16 protein-coding genes are annotated in these 16717 nt (G+C 70.3%); 5 read left to right on the forward strand and 11 right to left on the reverse strand.

The window, feature by feature from the left end; translation table 11 throughout:
• On the reverse strand, positions 1-1788 hold the full coding sequence (locus AB0M93_RS37410; RefSeq protein ID WP_364283099.1) for a VanW family protein: 1788 nt from the start codon (positions 1786-1788) through the stop codon (positions 1-3).
• A 129-nt stretch (positions 1789-1917) separates the two neighbouring features.
• Entirely contained in the window at positions 1918-3630 is a 1713-nt protein-coding gene (gene araD, locus AB0M93_RS37415) for an L-arabinonate dehydratase (RefSeq protein ID WP_364283102.1), read from the reverse strand.
• Positions 3631-3723: 93 nt separating this feature from the next.
• On the opposite strand from araD, the gene AB0M93_RS37420 reads away from it, so the two are divergent.
• From AB0M93_RS37420 to AB0M93_RS37430, 3 genes are read left to right on the forward strand one after another with little or no spacing between them, the layout of a single operon-like run.
• Positions 3724-4377 carry a GntR family transcriptional regulator gene (locus AB0M93_RS37420; RefSeq protein WP_364283105.1) on the forward strand — a complete coding sequence of 218 codons (654 nt, stop codon included), beginning with the start codon at positions 3724-3726 and terminating at the stop codon, positions 4375-4377.
• Positions 4374-4877 carry a metallophosphoesterase gene (locus AB0M93_RS37425; RefSeq protein ID WP_364283108.1) on the forward strand — a complete coding sequence of 168 codons (504 nt, stop codon included), beginning with the start codon at positions 4374-4376 and terminating at the stop codon, positions 4875-4877. The genes AB0M93_RS37420 and AB0M93_RS37425 overlap by 4 nt, the downstream gene beginning before the upstream one ends.
• A 9-nt stretch (positions 4878-4886) precedes the next feature.
• Positions 4887-5873, forward strand: coding sequence for a PHP domain-containing protein (locus AB0M93_RS37430; protein ID WP_364283111.1), 987 nt, complete (start codon positions 4887-4889; stop codon positions 5871-5873).
• A gap of 7 nt (positions 5874-5880) precedes the next feature.
• Here AB0M93_RS37430 and AB0M93_RS37435 read toward each other — a convergent pair whose 3' ends face one another.
• Both AB0M93_RS37435 and AB0M93_RS37440 read right to left on the reverse strand, forming a co-directional pair.
• Positions 5881-6726 (reverse strand): chitosanase, encoded by an 846-nt coding sequence (locus AB0M93_RS37435; protein WP_364283114.1) that lies wholly within the window; start codon positions 6724-6726, stop codon positions 5881-5883.
• 173 nt (positions 6727-6899) lie between these two features.
• Positions 6900-7490, reverse strand: coding sequence for a TetR/AcrR family transcriptional regulator (locus AB0M93_RS37440; protein ID WP_364283117.1), 591 nt, complete (start codon positions 7488-7490; stop codon positions 6900-6902).
• 67 nt (positions 7491-7557) lie between these two features.
• On the opposite strand from AB0M93_RS37440, the gene AB0M93_RS37445 reads away from it, so the two are divergent.
• Positions 7558-9036, forward strand: a complete 1479-nt coding sequence (locus tag AB0M93_RS37445) for an NAD(P)/FAD-dependent oxidoreductase (protein ID WP_364283120.1) — start codon at positions 7558-7560, stop codon at positions 9034-9036.
• On the opposite strand, the gene AB0M93_RS37450 is transcribed toward AB0M93_RS37445, so the two are convergent.
• Together AB0M93_RS37450 and AB0M93_RS37455 are read right to left on the reverse strand one after the other, a co-directional pair.
• Positions 9009-9917 (reverse strand): hypothetical protein, encoded by a 909-nt coding sequence (locus AB0M93_RS37450; RefSeq protein ID WP_364283123.1) that lies wholly within the window; start codon positions 9915-9917, stop codon positions 9009-9011. The genes AB0M93_RS37445 and AB0M93_RS37450 overlap by 28 nt on opposite strands.
• Positions 9918-9994: 77 nt before the next feature.
• Positions 9995-12091, reverse strand: coding sequence for a M4 family metallopeptidase (locus AB0M93_RS37455; RefSeq protein ID WP_364283125.1), 2097 nt, complete (start codon positions 12089-12091; stop codon positions 9995-9997).
• Positions 12092-12529: 438 nt separating this feature from the next.
• On the opposite strand from AB0M93_RS37455, the gene AB0M93_RS37460 reads away from it, so the two are divergent.
• The gene (locus AB0M93_RS37460) at positions 12530-14191 is read left to right on the forward strand and encodes a recombinase family protein (RefSeq protein WP_364283128.1); all 1662 of its coding nucleotides are present in this window, start codon (positions 12530-12532) and stop codon (positions 14189-14191) included.
• A 65-nt stretch (positions 14192-14256) separates the two neighbouring features.
• Here the strand turns inward: AB0M93_RS37460 and AB0M93_RS37465 are convergent, their stop codons facing one another.
• From AB0M93_RS37465 to AB0M93_RS37485, 5 genes are read right to left on the reverse strand one after another with little or no spacing between them, the layout of a single operon-like run.
• Positions 14257-14436 (reverse strand): hypothetical protein, encoded by a 180-nt coding sequence (locus AB0M93_RS37465; protein WP_364283131.1) that lies wholly within the window; start codon positions 14434-14436, stop codon positions 14257-14259.
• Positions 14429-14836, reverse strand: coding sequence for a hypothetical protein (locus AB0M93_RS37470; RefSeq protein ID WP_364283134.1), 408 nt, complete (start codon positions 14834-14836; stop codon positions 14429-14431). Before AB0M93_RS37470 ends, AB0M93_RS37465 begins: the two co-directional genes overlap by 8 nt.
• A 38-nt stretch (positions 14837-14874) precedes the next feature.
• Positions 14875-15843 (reverse strand): LysM peptidoglycan-binding domain-containing protein, encoded by a 969-nt coding sequence (locus tag AB0M93_RS37475; protein ID WP_364283136.1) that lies wholly within the window; start codon positions 15841-15843, stop codon positions 14875-14877.
• Positions 15824-16156, reverse strand: a complete 333-nt coding sequence (locus AB0M93_RS37480; RefSeq protein ID WP_364283139.1) for a hypothetical protein — start codon at positions 16154-16156, stop codon at positions 15824-15826. Before AB0M93_RS37480 ends, AB0M93_RS37475 begins: the two co-directional genes overlap by 20 nt.
• A 19-nt stretch (positions 16157-16175) precedes the next feature.
• Entirely contained in the window at positions 16176-16706 is a 531-nt protein-coding gene (locus AB0M93_RS37485; RefSeq protein WP_364283141.1) for a hypothetical protein, read from the reverse strand.
• Between the last annotated feature and the right edge of the window lie 11 nt (positions 16707-16717).

The following is a 16717-nucleotide window of genomic DNA, read 5'->3' on the forward strand; positions in this document are numbered from 1 at the left end:
TCACTGACCTTCCCCGCAGACGATTTTCGGCTGCGGGTTGTAGTGGACGGTCCGGGTCGAGCGGCCGACCTCGCGGCCGGTGGCGGCGTCCTTGAGCACGCGGGTGTTGCTCGTGGTGAACCCCGGGGCGCCGTTCGAGGCGTGGCAGTTCTCCGCCGGGCCCGGCTTGGTCGGCGGGTCGCTCGGGTTGGTCCGGGCGCCCTCGATCGACTCGACCGTGTAGCGCTTGGTGCCCCACAGCTTCACGGTGATCGACGACGGCGTCCAGATCGCCTGGATCGCGATGCCGGTCGGCGAGTCGTTGGTGAACTTGAGGTCGATGACGCTGGACCCGTCGGGGTTCTGGAACACCGTCGCCTCGCGCGCGGCGGGGTAGCGGCTGATGTAGTAGCTGTGCTCCTTGTGCCCCGCGTCCTTCAGCCCGGCGAAGTACGCCGCGTTGTACAGCGTGGTCGCGAACTGCGAGATGCCGCCGCCGACCTCGCGCCCGGGAGCGCCGTCCTTGATCACGCCCGCCTCGACGTACCCCTGGGCCGTGCCGCGGGGGCCGGTGAAACCGTTGAGGCTGAAGGTCTCCCCGGGCTTGACGATGGCGCCGTTCACCTTCTGCGCGACGACCCGGATGTTGACGCCGGAGTCGGCCGCGAACTTCTCGGTCGTGAACTCCCCGACGACTTCCTTGACGCCCAGCTGGTTCGCCTGGTCGGTGGTGACCTTCGCCGGGCTGTTCTTGTAGATCGCCGGGACCTCGCGCCCGTCGGTCTTCTTCAGCACGTCGGGCAGCGGCTTGAGGCTGGGGTCCCAGTCGATGGTGCGGCCGTCGGTGGAGGGGTCGACCGCGGGCTTGCCGCCTTCGAACACGATGGTCGCGTCCTTGCCCTCCTTTTCCGTGGACTTCAGCTGTGGCCCGGCGGCCTCGGCGATCTTCGCGTTGTCGATCTTCGGCATCAGCCCGCCGCCGTCGCCCGGTTCGAAGCTGATCGCCGCGGCGATCGCTTCCGGCTTCACGGTCGCGTTCTTGCCCTCGCCTTTGACCACGAGCGGGCCGGAGACGGCGGGGCGGGCGAACCCGTCGAGTGCCGCCTGGACGCCTTCGGGCGTGGTGCGGACCGGCGTGCCGGTCACCGGCAGCGCCAGGGTTTCCCCGCTCGCCCACTTCTCGACGACGGCGGCGGTCGCGGCCGGCACGTCGAGCTTCTGCCCGGCCTTCGGCGGCACGGCGACCGGCTCGACGCCGTCGAACTTCACGGTGCCCTCGACCGGGTCGCGGTCGATCTTGCCGCGCAGCTGCTCCAGCGCGGCGGTGAGCTTGGCGTCGTCGGCGTGGCTGACGACGCCGACCTCGCGGCTGGAGAACAGCGACGACAGCCGCGTGAACGGGTTCAGCGGCTGCTCGCCGGCCTGGTCGAGGGTCTGCGGCCAGTCGAGCTTCAGCCCGGCGAGCGTCGGCGAGAGCGTGTCCTGGACGTCGCCCGCGGTGACGGCGATCGGGCGGGTCAGCCGCGGCTCGATCTGCCCGCGCAGTTCCTGCTCGGCGGCCTCGCGGTCCATCCCGCCGACGTCGACGCCGGCCACGGTCACCCCGCGCGGCACGCTGCCCTGGCTGATCAGCAGGTCGATCCCGTAGACCGCGACGAGCAGCCCGAACACCCCGCCGGCGATCAGGCCGGCCGTGCGGAAGGAGCGCTTCGACGCGGCGCCGGGGCCCGGCTCCGGTTCGGGCCGGACGACCGGGAGGACGTCGGTCTGCTCACCGTGTGAGTCGGGCCAGCGCGGTTCGTGCGGCAACTCTCCACCCCTTCAACGCGGCGCCGGGTCGCGCCGGTGACGGCCTCAGCGTACGGGGCACCCGGACAAGCCGTACGACTCGCCCTAACGGGGGATGAAACGGTCACGGATCGGTGAACCGGGACGACCTCAGCCGGCATCCGGTTCCGGGTTGTGGCCCGCGCGGGCCAGGAAATCGAAGTCGCAACCCTCGTCCGCCTGCGTGATGTGTTCGCTGTAGAGCGCGCCGTAACCGCGTTCGAACCGCGGTGCCGGCGCGGTCCACTTCGCACGCCGCCGCTCGAGTTCTTCGTCGGGCACTTCGAGCCGCAGGGTCCGCGAAGGAACGTCCAAGGTGATCAGGTCGCCGTCGCGGACCAGCGCCAGCGGGCCGCCGACGTGCGACTCGGGTGCCACGTGCAGCACGCAGGCGCCGTAGCTCGTGCCGCTCATCCGCGCGTCGGAGATCCGGACCATGTCCCGGACGCCCTGTTCGAGCAGGTGTGCCGGGATCGGCAGCATCCCGTACTCGGGCATGCCGGGGCCGCCGAGCGGGCCGGAGCCGCGCAGCACCAGCACCGAGTCCGCGGTGATGGCCGGGTCGTCGATCCGCTTCTTCAGGTCCGGGTAGTTCTCGAACACCACGGCCGGGCCGGTGTGCGTCAGCAGGTGCGGCTCGGCGGCGATGTGCTTGATGACCGCACCCGACGGCGCCAGGTTCCCGTGCAGCACGGCGACCCCGCCCTCGGCGGCGACCGGGTTGTCCCGCGGCCGGATGACGTCGTCGTTGTGCACGCTCGCCTGCGCGAGGTTCTCGCCGAGGGTCCGGCCGGTGACGGTGAGCCGGTCCGGGTGCAGCAGGTCGGTCAGCCGCGACAGCAGCCCGGGCAGGCCGCCGGCGTAGTAGAAGTCCTCCATCAGCCAGTCGCCGCCGGGCCGGACGTTCGCCAGCACCGGCACGCGCCGGGCGATCGCGTCGAAGTCCGCCAGCGAGACTCCGATCCCGCTGCGGCCGGCCATCGCGATCAGGTGGATCACGGCGTTGGTCGAGCCGCCGAGGGCGAGCACGGTGGTGATGGCGTCGGCGTAGGCGCGCTTGCCCAGCACCTGCGTGATGGTCAGGTCCTCCCAGACCATGCCGACGATCCGGGCGCCGCTGGCGGCGGCCATCCGGTGGTGCGCCGAGTCGACGGCGGGGATCGACGCGGCGCCCGGCAGGGTCACGCCGAGCACCTCGGCGGCCGAGGTCATGGTCGACGCCGTCCCCATCGTCATGCAGTGCCCCGGCGAGCGGGCCAGCCCGCGTTCCAGTTCGGACAGTTCGGCGTCGCCGATCAGCCCGGCGCGCTTGTCGTCCCAGTACTTCCACATGTCGGTGCCGCTGCCGAGGACCTCGTTGCGCCAGTGCCCGCGCAGCATCGGCCCGGCCGGGACGAAGATGGCCGGCAGGCCCGCGCTGGCCGCGCCCATCAGCAGCGCCGGCGTGGTCTTGTCGCAGCCGCCCATCAGGACGGCGCCGTCGATCGGGTAGGACCGGAGGATCTCCTCGGTCTCCATGGCCAGCAGGTTGCGGTAGAGCATCGGTGTCGGCTTCTGGTAGGTCTCCGACAGTGTGGCGACCGGGAACTCCAGCGGGAAGCCGCCGGCCTGCCAGACGCCGCGCTTGACCTGCTCGGCGCGTTCGCGCAGGTGCATGTGGCAGGGGTTGATGTCCGACCAGGTGTTGAGGATGCCGATGACCGGTTTGCCGAGGTGCTCTTCCGGGTTGTAGCCGAGCTGGCGGCTGCGGGCGCGGTGGCTGAAGTTGCGCAGTTCGCCGCCGCCGAACCACCGGTGGCTGCGGAGTTCCTCGGGTTGCTTCATGCGGTCCAGTATGGCATCTGATATACGATCGGGGGGCCTGGTTGAATTGGGGTTCACAGACCGAGTGGGCTTTTCAGATCGAGGGAGCGCGCCATGACCGGGACGTTCAGCCTGCCCGCCTCCCGGACCGAAGTGGTCCTGGAGGAGATCCGCCGTGGCATCCTGACCCGGGAACTGGTGCCCGGCCAGCCGCTCGTCGAGGCGGAGCTGGCCGCGCGGCTCGGCGTGTCGAAGACCCCGGTGCGCGAGGCCCTCAAGGTGCTGTCCAACTCCGGGCTGGTGACGTTCAGCCCGTACAAGGGCGCGTCGGTGATCACCGTCGACGCCGAGCTGGCGAAGTCCGTCTACGACGTGCGGATGGTGCTCGAACCCGAGGCCGTCCGGCGGACCGTCGAGCGGAACGACCCCGAGCTGCTCGAAGACGCGGCCGAGGCGCTGAAGGAGGCGTCGACGGCGATCGCGGACAAGGACCAGGCCGCGCTGAGCCTGCTGAACCGCCGCTTCCACCGCGCCCTCTACTCGGGCTGCGGCAACCCGCTGCTGGTCAGCATCCTCGACGACCTCAAGGACCGCGCGGCGCTGATCAGCGTCGTCGGCTGGGAGGCCAACCCCAGCTGGAAGAAGGAGTGGACCGAGCACCGGGCGGTGCTGGCGGCGGCGAAGAAGGGTGACGCCGAGGGTGCGGCGGCGCTGCTGCGCGACCACATCGGCGGGTTCCTGGAGCGGGTGCTGAAGGCCATCGGATGAGGCTGCTGCTGATCTCGGACACCCACCTGCCGGCCCGCGCCCGCGAGCTGCCGCCGCAGGTGTGGGCCGAGGTGGCCGGGGCCGACGTCGTCGTGCACGCGGGCGACTGGGTCGACGTCGCCCTGCTGGACGAGCTCGAGGAGCGCAGCAAGCGGCTGATCGGCGTCTACGGCAACAACGACGGCCCGGCGCTGCGGGCACGGCTGCCCGAGATCGCGCGCGCGGACCTTGACGGCGTCCGCCTGGCCGTCATCCACGAGACGGGCGCGAAGCAGGGCCGTGAGCAGCGGTGCGACGCGCAGTTCCCGGACACCGACGTGCTGGTCTTCGGCCACAGCCACATCCCGTGGGACACGGTGGCGCCGTCCGGCCTGCGGTTGCTCAACCCGGGTTCGCCGACGGACCGCCGTCGTCAGCCGTACTGCACGTACCAGACGTGCCGCATCGAGAACGGCGTGCTGACCGACGTCGAGCTGCATCAACTGCCCCGGAGGGGGTAGACAGGTCCCATGGATCCGGCATGGGCGTTGCGGGAGATCGCGTTCCAGCTCGAACGCGCGGGTGAACCGACCTACCGCGTCCGGGCGTTCCGGAACGCGGCGGCGACCGTCGACAAGACCGGCGCCGAGCAGCTGGCGCAGATGGCGGAGAACGGCACGCTGACGTCGCTGCCCGGCATCGGCAAGGCGACGGCCGGCGTCATCGAGGACGCACTGGCCGGCCGCGACCCGGCGTACCGGGGGAAGATCGTCGAGAAGAAGCTGCCGGACGGCGAGCCCCTGCGCTCGGCGCTGCGCGGCGACTGCCACACCCATTCCGACTGGTCGGACGGTGGCAGTTCGATCGGCGAGATGGCGGTCGCGGGCCGCGACCTCGGCCACGAGTGGATGGTGCTGACCGACCACTCGCCGCGCCTGACGGTGGCGAACGGGCTGTCCCCGGACCGCCTGCGGACGCAGATGGAGATCGTCGCGAAGGCCAACGAGCTGATGGCGCCGTTCCGCCTGCTGCACGGCATCGAGGTCGACATCCTCGACGACGGTGCCCTGGACCAGGAGGAGGAGCTGCTGGGGCAGCTGGACTTCGTGGTGGCGAGCGTCCACTCGAAGCTGCGCATGCCGGCGCGGGACATGACACGCCGGATGGTGGCGGCGGTCCGCAACCCGCACACGCGGGTCCTGGGCCACTGCACCGGACGGCTGGTGGTGGGGCGCGGGCGTCCGGAGTCGGAGTTCGACGCGGAGAAGGTGTTCACGGCGTGCCGCGAGAACGGCGTGGCGGTGGAGATCAATTCCCGCCCGGAGCGCCTGGACCCCCCGATGCGGCTGCTGCGGCTGGCCGCGGAGATCGGCTGCGACTTCACGATCGACAGCGACGCACACGCGCCGGGACAGCTGGACTGGCTGGGTTATGGCTGCGAACGCGCGATGAAGGCGGGAATCGGGCCGGAGCGCATCCTGAACACGCGTACGGCGGACGCGCTCCTGACCCGATAGCCCTGCGTCAGTTGATGGTGTACGAGTCGCCGTACACCTTCCACTTCAGCGGCGTGTGCAGGTCGAAGTTGCCGTCGCTCAGGAACTTCGCCTGCTCGGTGTCGACGCGCGAGGTGTCCGCGTGCGCCTCTTCCTGCTTCATGATCACCTTGCGGGCGGCGAAGAACGCCTTCAGGTACGTCGCTTCGTCGCCGCCCTGGGCGGGGGTCTTCGCCTTCTTCATCGCGGCCTTGCGGATGCCGCCGAAGCTGTCGGAGCTGTCGCCGGGGCCGTGCATCACGATCGCGTCGTAGTAGGCGAACTGGCCGAGGTTGCTCAGGCCGTCCGACTTGCCCTGGTTCACCGCCGGGTTGAAGTAGACGCGGTCGCGCTCGTTGTTCTGCGCCGTCTGGAACGCCGTCGTCGCCGCGGCCTGCTTCCACGCGCTCTCGAACGCCGAACCCAGGCCCGCGTGCGAATCCGTGCCGTTCACCTTGCGCAGCGCGGGAAGGTACTTGGCCAGCGGGTTGTCCGGGACCGCGTTCGTGTACGCCTCGACGAGTTCCAGCATGTCGCCGGTGCCCGAGCAGAACCCGATGATGCCCGCGGTGTAGCCGCGGCCGTCACCGATGTCTTCGATGTACTTGTACTGCGCCTTCCAGTCCAGCGACGAGTTTTCCGCGCTGGAGACCAGCTTCATCGCGATTTCCTTCTTGGCCGGGGCCGAGAGGTCGCCGGTGGCGAGCACGGCGGTGCCGGTCGTGGCGACCGGCGCGGGTGCAGCGGACGAGAGGGCCGGCGTGGTGATCACGAGGGCGGCGATGGAGGCCGCGCCGAGCGTGCCGACGAGGACCGGCCGCAACTTCTTGCTCATGGGGAGGGGACCCTTCCGCGGGATGCGCCGTCGGAACACGGCGTTACGGGCAATGGGGGTGGAGCTGCGGCGTAACGACACGGTAGCGAAGGGTCAGCGGGCTCCACAAGAGGCGGAATTCGTTCATGTTCGTGAACGGTCCAGACCACCGTGGCGGGGTCCTCAGAGGACGGTCAGCGGCCCCCGGCGAACAGGCGGATGACGGCGGGCAGCACGGACACCGGGATCGTCGGGTCGATCGCCCGCTGGACGCCGAGCCCGATGCCCAGGGACAGCAGCGCCGTCGCGGCGTCGTCGGCCGACATCGGGAGGGTGATCCCGAACCGCTCGGCGTACCCGGTGAGCAGGCCGGCGATCGTGTCGCGGATGGCCTTGTCCCGCGCGGCCAGCTCCGCCCGCACGTGCGGGTCGCGCCGGGCGTTCGTGGCGAACTCGACCTCCAGCGCCGTCCACGCCTCGTCGCCGATGCTCCGCTCGGCCCAGGTCTGGAACGCCGCGAGCAGCCCCTCGACGCCTTCGGCGCCGGCCAGCGCCTCGGCGACCAGCGCGACCTGCTCGTCGTGGATCCGGTCGAGCACCGCCAGGCAGAGCTCGTCCTTGCTGCGGAAGTTCGAGTACACCGCGCCCTTCGAGTACCCCGCCTCGTCGGCGACCTTCTCCAGCGACGTCACCGAGTAGCCGTCGCGCAGGAAGAGCAGCTTCGCGGTCTCGACGAGCTGCTCGCGGGTGCGGGCCTGGCTTTCCGCGCGGGTGAGTCGGGGCATGCGGGCACTCTAGCGAGGTCCGGAATCGGGGTACCGATAGTATTCGGATACTGTTAGTCTCCGGAAAATGGAACAACGTGACTTCGCGGTCCTCGTCGTCGGAGCCGGGGCCTCGGGGCTGGGCGCCGCCATCCGCCTCGGGCAGGCCGGGGTCAGCGACCTCGCCGTCCTCGAAAAGGCGGACACGCTCGGCGGTACCTGGCGCGACAACACCTACCCCGGCTGCGCGTGCGACGTCCCGTCCGCGCTGTACTCCTACTCCTTCGCCCCCAATCCGGAGTGGACGCGCGCCTTCGCCGGCCAGGCCGAGATCCGGGCCTACCTGCGCGACACGGCCGAACGCTTCGGCGTCACCGGAAAGATCCGCTACGGCGTCGAGGTGACGCGCGCCCAGTGGAACGAGCGGGACGCGCGGTGGGAGCTGGAGACGTCACGGGGTCCCTACCGCGCCCGGGTCCTGGTCGCCGGTACCGGTCCCTGGCACGAACCGCTGATCCCGGACCTGCCCGGCCTCGGCGGCTTCCCCGGCGAGGTGTTCCACTCCGCGCGCTGGAACCACGGCTACGACCTGACGGGCAAGCGGGTCGCGGTGATCGGCACCGGCGCGTCCGCGGTCCAGTTCGTGCCCGAGATCGTGCCGCGGGTCGCCCGGCTGCACCTGTTCCAGCGCACGGCGCAGTGGGTGCTGCCGAAGCCGGACCACCCCGTCCCGGGCGTCGAACGGTTCCTGCTGCGGCGGTTCCCGGCGCTGCGGCGGGCGCTGCGCAGCGCGGAATACGGCGCGATGGAGACGCTCGGCTTCGGCTTCCGGCACCCGTGGCTGCTGCGGCAGGTGCAGCGGATCGGGCTCGCCCACCTGCGCCTGACCGTGCGGGATCCGGTGCTGCGCAAGGCACTCACCCCGGACTACACGCTAGGCTGCAAGCGCCTGCTCATGTCGAACACCTACTACCGGTCCCTGACGCAGTCCCATGTGGACGTTCATCCGACCGCGGTCCGTTCGGTCGAGGGGTCGCGCGTGCTCGGCGCGGACGGTTCGGACGCCGAGGTCGACGCGATCATCTTCGGCACCGGCTTCCACATCCTCGACATGCCGGTGTCGGCCCGGGTGTTCGACGCCGCCGGCCGCAGCCTCGACGACCACTGGAAGGGCAGCCCGCAGGCGTACGCGGGCACGACCGTGGCCGGCTTCCCGAACCTGTACCTGCTGCTCGGCCCCAGCCTCGGCACCGGGCACTCGTCGGCGTTCATGATCCTGGAGGCCCAGCTGCGGCACACGGTGGCGGCGGTGACCCGGACACTGCGCGAAGCGGGGACGGTGCTGTCGGTCCGCCCGGCGGCGCAGGCGGCGTTCAACGACCGGGTCCAGGCGGCGCTGCCGGGCACGGTGTACCAGTCCGGCGGCTGTTCGAGCTACTACACCGACGTCAACGGGCGCAACAGTTTCAGCTGGCCGTTCTCGACGGGCCGGCTGCGGTCGCAGGTGGGTGCGTTCCGCGAAGCCGACTACGAGATCGCTCAGTCCCACTCCCAGCACATCCCGTAGACCCCCGGCCGGGCGTCCAGCACCGCGATGTGGCTGGTGGCGCTGGGCCCCACCGGCAGTTCCGGCCGGGGAGCCGCCTCCCCGGCGTACCGGTAGCACCGCACCGGCACCGCCGCCGGGTCGAAGCACGCCTGCAGCACGATCTGGCGGGCCGGGGCCCGGACGCCGAACTGCAGGTAGTTCGTCTCCGGCGGCACGCCGTCGTAGGCGAACTCGAAGTCGAACACGTACGTCTCGCCCGCCCGCAGCGGGTAGTCGAAGCGCAGCTCGCAGGCCACCAGTTCGGACGCCGGGTCGCGGCGGACCCGGCCCGGGCGGCAGCAATGCGCCGACCGCAGCACCGGCCGGTGCCCGCCGCCGGTCTGGGGGCGGAAGAACGACACCCAGCGGTCGACGCCGTCGGCGCGGCTGGTCACCACCAGTTCGGTGCGCACCGACCGCTCGGTGCGGTCCGCGCCCAGCGTCGCCCGCTGGTGCACCGACACCAGGGCCAGCCGGGCGTTGCCGTCGAGGTCGATGCCGTCGCAGGCCGCCAGGTCCGTCGGCGCGGAGCCGAGCGCGCTGGCCAGGCTGACCCCGCCGGGCCACGGCTCCGCCCGGCGCACCCGCGGCCGCGTCACCAGGCTGGTCAGCGCGTCCGCGGGCAGGCCGAGGCAGCTTTCGGCGACGCCGACCGCGTGCAGCGAGCGCCGGCCTTCCGGGTGCCGCCGTCCCCGGCGCCAGTAGCTGAGCGTGGCCAGGCTGACCTGGGCGCCCCGGATCGCCATCCGGCGCTGCAGCGCCTCCAGGCTCAGGCCGCGGTGCCGGATCGCCAGGTCGAAGGCCACGGCGAACGGTCCTTCCCGGACCGACGCGGCGACCTCCGCGGGGAACGCCTCCATCCGGGTAAGCATGAGTACCGGACGCGGCCGGCGCAACGAGGGCCTGCCACCAAAGTAGGTGGCAGGCCCGCGTGGGGTCAGCTCAGCGCGACCCCGGTGTCGTCCACGGCGAACGACGTCTGCAGCGACTGGTCCTCGGTCCCGGCGAACTTCAGCGTGACCGTCTGGCCCGCGTAGGCGGACAGGTCGAGCGTCTTCTGGACGTAGGCGGAGGTGCGGTCGAGGTTCGAGTACGTCGCCAGCGTCGTCGTGCCCGCGGACACGACGAGCTTGTCGTAGGCGACGTTCTCGGTCTCCGCCGTCCACACGCGCAGCCAGAACGTCAGGCTCGCGTGGCAGCCGGCGGGGATGGTGACCGGCTGCGAGAGCGTGTCCGTGTGCGCCGAACCCCAGCCGCCGAGCCAGGAGTCGTAGCTGCCCGAGCGCGCCGGCGCCTGGCTGCCCCATTGACCGATCGTCGTGTTCGGGTCGGTCCAGGACGCCTGGCCGGACTCGAAGCCCGGGTTCTGCACCGGCTGGCCGCTGCACCCGCCCGGGGGCGTGGTGGTCGGCGGCGTGGTGGTCGTGGGCGGGGTCGTCGTGGTGGTCGGCGGCGCGGGAGTGCACGTCGGGTCCCCGGACTGCGCCGGGACGCTCACCGCGTTCCACGCCGCCTTCACGGCGTCGAATTCGGCGCAGCTGTCCGGGTACAGGTTCTTCGCGGCCTGGAGCGTCCACGTCCGGTAGCGCAGGTACGAACTGCCGGACGTCTTCAGCTGCAGCGCGCCGTGCATGATGTTGATCGCCTTGCGGATGCCGATGCCCGCGACCGTGCTGTTGTTGCACGTCGAGCTCGCCGGCTGGCCGTTCGTCGGGTTGCTGCCTTCGGCGAGCAGGTAGAACCAGTGGTCGCCGGGCCCGGCCGCCTTGTGCACCTCGGCGTTCGGCGTCGAACTGGAGTAGCAGTTCGGGTCGCCGACCTTCGACGGGTCGTACATGTACCGGATCGCGCCGGTGCCGACCAGGTTGACCTCTTCACCGATCGCGTAGTCCGGCGGGTCGTACTGGGACGGCTCGTTCGCGTAGAACTCCGTCGCCGTGCCGAACGTGTCCGCGATGAACTCCTGCGTGCCGCCGCCGGAGAAGCCGCCGGACCCGGAGTAGTCGTCGACGCCGTGGCCCATCTCGTGGCCGAGGATGTCGAGCGAGCCGACCCACTCACCGCTCGGGTTGTGGCCGAGGTTCACGTATGCGGGTCGCGAGTTGTAGTAGTACGCGTTCTCGTCGTCGAGCCCGACGCGGATCTTCCACGCGCCGCCGTTGCCGGTGAACCCGTTGCGGCCCACCCATTCCGAGAGCATCTTCTTCTCGGTCTGCGCGACGAACAGCGCGTCCGCGCAGCCGGTCTCGATGTTCGTGCCGTTGCCGTTGCCCCAGCTGTCGTCCGGTCCGGTCAGGACGGAGTCGCTGCTGTAGCTGCGGCAGTCGAGGTTCGGCGTGGCCGGGTCCGCCATCGCGTACGTGCTGCCGGACTTCGTCGTGTTCAGCGGCAGCGGCGCCGGGCCGTTCCACTTCCCGGTGCCGGTGCCCGCGGCGACGTGCTGGACGGTCCGCAGCACGCGCCCGTCCACGGCGTCGACGTAGACGCTCAGGCTGCTCGGCTCACCGTGTTCGTCGGTGCCCTCGACGTTGCTCTCGTAGGCGAGCCGCCCGGCGCCCTCGGTGACCACGACGAGCGTGCCGCCGGGCAGGGGCTTCGGCCCGCGGACCTGCTTGCGGGCCACGGCATCGGCCTGCGCGGCGGTCAGCTTCGCGCCGTGGACGTCGAGGTCGCCGAGTGCCTGCTGCTGCGCGACCGAGGTGGTCTTGACCGTGCCGGCGGAGTCGGTGGCGATGACCAGGTCGCCGCCGATCACCGGCAGGCCGTCGTAGGTGCGGTCGTAGACGACGTACGACAGCCCGGCCGCCGACCGCACGTCCCGCTGGACGAACTTGTCGTGCTTCCCGGCGTGGAGGGCGGCGGGCCGGGCGGCGACCAGGCCCGCGGCGGCACCGGCGGCGTTGGCTTGGGCCTGCGCGGCGGACGGCGGGGGTTCGGGGGCGGGCTGCGCGGGCGCGGCGACGGCGATGCCGACCACCACCATGCCCGCCGCCGTCGCGCCGCCGAGCGCGGCGAACCGTTGGGGCAATCTCATGACGCTCCTTGGGAAAACGCGAAGGGGAAGGGGAGAACCCGATCGACGCTAACCGCGGCCCCGGAGCGGCAGAAGTTCCATCACAGCGGCGGAATTTCACGCCGCCGCACTGTGAAAGCGTGAAAAGCCTCGTGAGTGGTAAGGCGTGTTCTAACTCGCCTTTGCTGCCTTGCAACTTACGTTCCTAAACCATGATCACGGTAGCACCGAAAAAGTGGCCTGGACCTGCGGGAACGCAGGTCCAGGTCCTGCAAGACGATTCTAACGTCACGGCAATGGCCTGCGCGGCTGCGCTCGGAGGTCTCAGCACGTCGGTATGGCCTCTGAAGTGCAGTTTGTCGACTAGAGTGGGCACGCACAGTCCAAGGTCCAACGGTGACCGGAACCCGGCTATCCGCTGGGGGTTTGTTCGTGGGTAAGGCTCTGACACGTCGGCTGATGAAGTCCGCTGCGGGTGAGGTTCCGCAGCTTCGGGTGGTCATCTACGCGCGTGCCTCGAAGGACGGCAAGGGCCGCAAGATCTCGGTTGCCTCGCAGATCGCGCAGGGCCGGAAGTGGTGTGAGCGGGTCGGGGCCGTCGTGGTGGCGGTTCTGGTGGACAACGACCTGTCCGCGTCCCGGTACGCGACCGAGGCACGCGGAGACTACGAAGAGGCGTTGCGCTTGCTGGCGACCGGAGCGGCCAACTGTCTGTGGACCTGGGAGAACAGCCGGGCACAGCGGGAACTGGACGTGTTCGTCCGGCTGCGCAAGATCCTGGTCGACGTCGGAGGCTACTGGGCCTATGACGACCGGCTGTATGACATGAACGACCCGGACGACCGGGTGGACACCGCAGAGGATGCGGTGGACGCGGAGCGGGAGTCCGAGAAGCTGCGCAAACGCGTTCTCCGTGGCGTCGAGGCACGCGCGATGGAAGGGTTGTGGGCCGGGCCGCTGTCCTACGGCTACCGGATCTTCTACGACCGGGATACCGGCGAGGCTGGCCGTGAGGTCGACGAGACCACGCGCGAGTACGCCCGGGAAATCGTCCTCACCCTGACCGAGACCGGCAACGAGACGGCCCTCGCCGCCGACCTGGAACGGCGCGGGGTGCCGTGTGCGCGGGCGAGCGTGTGGCGGGCCGATCACGTGCGCAAGCTCTACGCCGTGTCGCAGGACGCGGAGGGTTGGGCCAAGTTCACCGCCAGCCTGCTGCCCGAACAGCTCGAATCGGCGTATGAGGCCCTGGTGCGGGTGCGCACTGAGTCAGCGGCTCAAGTGGCAAAGGACATGAACAAGGGCCAGTGGGCGCACCCGCTGCCCGGGAGCTGGAACGCCTCGAAGGTGCGCAACATCGCGTTGAACCCGGCTCTGGCCGGTCTGCGGGTGTTCAGGGGGAAGGTGATCGGTAAGGGCAGTTGGCCCGCGATCATCACCGAGGAAGAGCACAACGCGGTCGTGGCGAAGCTCGGTGATCCGTCGCGTCGAGGGGTGAAGGACGGCACGCGGGTTAAGTACCTGCTGACCGGCATCCTGCTGTGCAGTGTGTGCGAGGAAGCGGTCACCAGCGGTCGGTGCGGCAGGCACCGAACGTACCGGTGCAAGAACGGGCACCTCAGCAGGAACATGGCAAAGACGGACTCTGTGGTGGTCGAGCTGGTGTTGCTCCGCCTGGCTTCCGAGGCCGCGCGCGAGTTCTTCCAGTACGACGGGCAAGCCAAAGAACTGACCGAGGCGGTGCAGACGGCGCAGGACTTGCGGGCGCGGCTGGACGGCTTCACCGACAAGGCCGCTGACGGCGAGCTGTCGCCGGAACGGCTGTCCCGGATTGAGGCGAAGCTTCTGCCGAAGATCAGGGCGGCCGAGGAGCGCGCCCGGCAGATCGGGGTTTCTCCGGTGGTGGCCGAGCTGGTCGGCCCGCAAGCCCCGGAAGTGTGGGAGACGCTATCGGTCACCCAGAAGCGGGCCGTCCTTCGCGCGGTCGTGCGGCCCCGGCTGCTGCCCACGGCGGGCGGTCGGGCTCCGTTCAACCCGCGCAACATCACGCTGTCGTGGCTGGGGCGGCCTGCACCGATCCCGGGTGTAGACGACGTGGAGCAGTCGGCCGACGTGGCTTGAGCGAGTCAGAACGACAGAAAGCGGCCCCGGCACTCAGGTGAGTGCCGGGGCCGCTGTTGTCTGTTCTAGCTCGGGGTGCTGGTCTGCATCCGGTGGACGGCCGGGCCGAAGATCTGCCGCAGCTCATCGCGCTGGCCGTCGGTGAACGGCGGCGCGTCATCAGCAGCAGCGTGAACGACAGCCAGTTCGTCCGGGGTCAGCGCGGAGCGTGGGTCCAGTGGAACGGGGTGGGTGGTCTCAGGCATCGAAGGTTCCCCAATCCTGCGGCTCGGTCTGCTTGCTGGCCGAAGCGGTCACCAGCGGGTCGCCCTGGCGGTTGCGCGGGTCGACCAGCGGAGTCACCTTCTTCTCGGAGGACACGACCACACCGAAGGTCGCCAGCAGGGTGATCACGCCGGTGATGATACCGGTGACGGCGTTGCCCTGGTCGGCGGTGAACAGCCCGGATCCGACCAGGCCGGAGACGACAGCGGTCAGCGCTCCGACGATCGATCCGGCGACGCGCAGCGGGTAACGGGACATGCGGGGTGGTTCTCCTTCTTCTCGGATGGGGCGGGGTGGGAGCTGGTCAAGCACCTCGTAGGCGCGGACGAACGCGCGAGCGGCCTTCCAGACGGCGTAGGCCGCCAAGGCCAGCAGCAGCACGAGACCGCCACTGCCGGCATCGGCGGACGTGGCGGTCCCTACGGCAGCGACAGCCACTGACCGGCCTGGATCTTGTTCGGGTTGGTGATCCCGTTCCGGGCGCACAGCGCGGCCACGGTGGTGCCGAAGCGGGCCGCGATCGCGGAGAGGGTGTCGCCGTAGCGAACCTGGTAGCGGCGGCCGGCACCCGAGGCGGACAGCCGCAGCGTCTGCCCGGCGTAGATCAGGTTCGGGTTGCTGATCGAGTTGAGCGCGGCGAGCGCGGCGACGGTGGTCCCGAACTTCGTAGCGATCCCGGAGAGCGTGTCCCCGGATCGCACGGTGTAGGTACCGCCTCCAGCGGCAGGCGGCGCGGGGGCCGGTGCCGGGCTCGGCGGTGGGGTGGGCGCGGTCCCGTCCAGCGTGAGCTGTCCCAGGGTGAAGCCACCCACGGTGGCGTTGCGGTCGACGTTGCCCGTGACGCCGGGGACGGTGCCGTGCTGCGTGTGCTGGTGCAGCGCCAGCTGCGGGTGCGACCAGCCGGGGCGGCCGGGGTCGCCGTTGTAGCGGGCGATCCAGAGCAGCACGTCTGGGTCCGCCCAGTCGCCGGGGCGCAGGACATTGGTGAACCAGTCGAGGTTCGCGTAGACGAGCACGCGGCGGATGCCGGTCGCGGAGCGGAGTCGGCCGATGAAGTCGGCCACGAAGCCGTTTGCGGCGGGGCGCAGGTCTGCGGCTTCCATGTCGAGCATCGGGGCGAGTGCGCCTCCGCCGAGAAGGCCGGCCGCGCGCAGGTTCGCGGCGAAGTGTGCGACCTGGCCGCCGACGTCGCCGGGCCGCGCGAAGTGGTATCCGCCGGGGACGATCCCGGCAGCGCGGGCGGCGGGGATGCGGCCGGGGCTGGTGGTGTCGGTGTAGGTGGTGCTCTCGGTGAGCTTGAACGAGCAGAACGAGATGCCGTTGCTCCGGACCGCGCTCCAGTCGGTGACTGCGTTCCAGTGCGAGACGTCAATTCCGTAATCGGTCAAGGGGTGAAGGTCCTTCGGGCGGGTGTCCGAGTTGGGCGCGCAGGGCGCCGACTTCGAGTAGCAGCCGCGCGTTCTCCTGGCGCACGGCGATCAGTTCCGTTTTCACGGCGGTCAGTTCCGCCAGTACGTCGCGGGTGTGCGTGGCCCGGTCGTCGAGCAAGGCTTGATAGCCGCTGTGCAGCGCCGTCAGGGCCTGCTGGTCGGAGTTGGTGCGGGCGGTGCGCACAGCTCGGCGGGCAGCTAGGAAGCCGGTCAGGATGCCGGTTGTGGGGCCGAGAAACGCGGCCAATGCGGTGAGCCATTCCGGCGTCACGGGTCACCCTTCGAGTCGTTCAGGTGCCGACGTCGTCGACCCAGACGAACGCGGGCTGTCCTGTGTCGGCGCGGAAGTCGGTGGTTCCCGAGCCGCCGGTGCGGCGGACGAAGAACCCGATGGTCACTTGGCCTGCGGGTAGGCCCGTAGCTTCGGCGGTGATGACTTTCGGGCCTTCCCAGTTCCCTGGTGATCCGGCCGAGGTGTCGCGGTAGTAGAACTGGGTTCCGGTGTTGGTGACGGTCGTTCCTGCGGCGTACCGTCCCCACACACCGAAGTAGCTGGTGTCACTACCAACGTTCTGGTAGTCCATCGTGACGCGGTACCGACGCCCGTTCTGGGCGTTGAAGGTCACGGCTTGGAGCAGGGTTTCGGTGGTGAAGGCCGAGGGGCCGACACCCGTGGTCCGCCGCGATCCGGCGATGCGACCGAGCGAACTGGACGTGGCTCCTTCGAGGACTTGAAGCCGGGCGTCAAGGTCGCGGATATTCGCGAGTGCTTTGTTGTATTCGGCCGACAAGGCGACGTTGCCCGCGACGGCATCGGTCATGGGGACATTCG

Origin of the sequence: Amycolatopsis sp. NPDC051102 (assembly GCF_040682815.1) — a bacterium.
Taxonomy (GTDB): domain Bacteria; phylum Actinomycetota; class Actinomycetes; order Mycobacteriales; family Pseudonocardiaceae; genus Amycolatopsis.

What these genes read in the sequence shown, in the direction of transcription:
- AB0M93_RS37450 (WP_364283123.1), bottom strand. Translation starts at nt 9,917, where the DNA reads ATGGAGGCGTTCCCCGCGGAGGTCGCCGCGTCGGTCCGGGAAGGACCG.
- AB0M93_RS37465 (WP_364283131.1), bottom strand. Translation starts at nt 14,436, where the DNA reads ATGCCTGAGACCACCCACCCCGTTCCACTGGACCCACGCTCCGCGCTG.
- AB0M93_RS37430 (WP_364283111.1), top strand. Translation starts at nt 4,887, where the DNA reads ATGGATCCGGCATGGGCGTTGCGGGAGATCGCGTTCCAGCTCGAACGC.
- AB0M93_RS37435 (WP_364283114.1), bottom strand. Translation starts at nt 6,726, where the DNA reads ATGAGCAAGAAGTTGCGGCCGGTCCTCGTCGGCACGCTCGGCGCGGCC.
- AB0M93_RS37455 (WP_364283125.1), bottom strand. Translation starts at nt 12,091, where the DNA reads ATGAGATTGCCCCAACGGTTCGCCGCGCTCGGCGGCGCGACGGCGGCG.
- AB0M93_RS37485 (WP_364283141.1), bottom strand. Translation starts at nt 16,706, where the DNA reads ATGACCGATGCCGTCGCGGGCAACGTCGCCTTGTCGGCCGAATACAAC.
- AB0M93_RS37445 (WP_364283120.1), top strand. Translation starts at nt 7,558, where the DNA reads ATGGAACAACGTGACTTCGCGGTCCTCGTCGTCGGAGCCGGGGCCTCG.
- AB0M93_RS37460 (WP_364283128.1), top strand. Translation starts at nt 12,530, where the DNA reads ATGAAGTCCGCTGCGGGTGAGGTTCCGCAGCTTCGGGTGGTCATCTAC.
- AB0M93_RS37420 (WP_364283105.1), top strand. Translation starts at nt 3,724, where the DNA reads ATGACCGGGACGTTCAGCCTGCCCGCCTCCCGGACCGAAGTGGTCCTG.
- AB0M93_RS37425 (WP_364283108.1), top strand. Translation starts at nt 4,374, where the DNA reads ATGAGGCTGCTGCTGATCTCGGACACCCACCTGCCGGCCCGCGCCCGC.
- AB0M93_RS37440 (WP_364283117.1), bottom strand. Translation starts at nt 7,490, where the DNA reads ATGCCCCGACTCACCCGCGCGGAAAGCCAGGCCCGCACCCGCGAGCAG.
- araD (WP_364283102.1), bottom strand. Translation starts at nt 3,630, where the DNA reads ATGAAGCAACCCGAGGAACTCCGCAGCCACCGGTGGTTCGGCGGCGGC.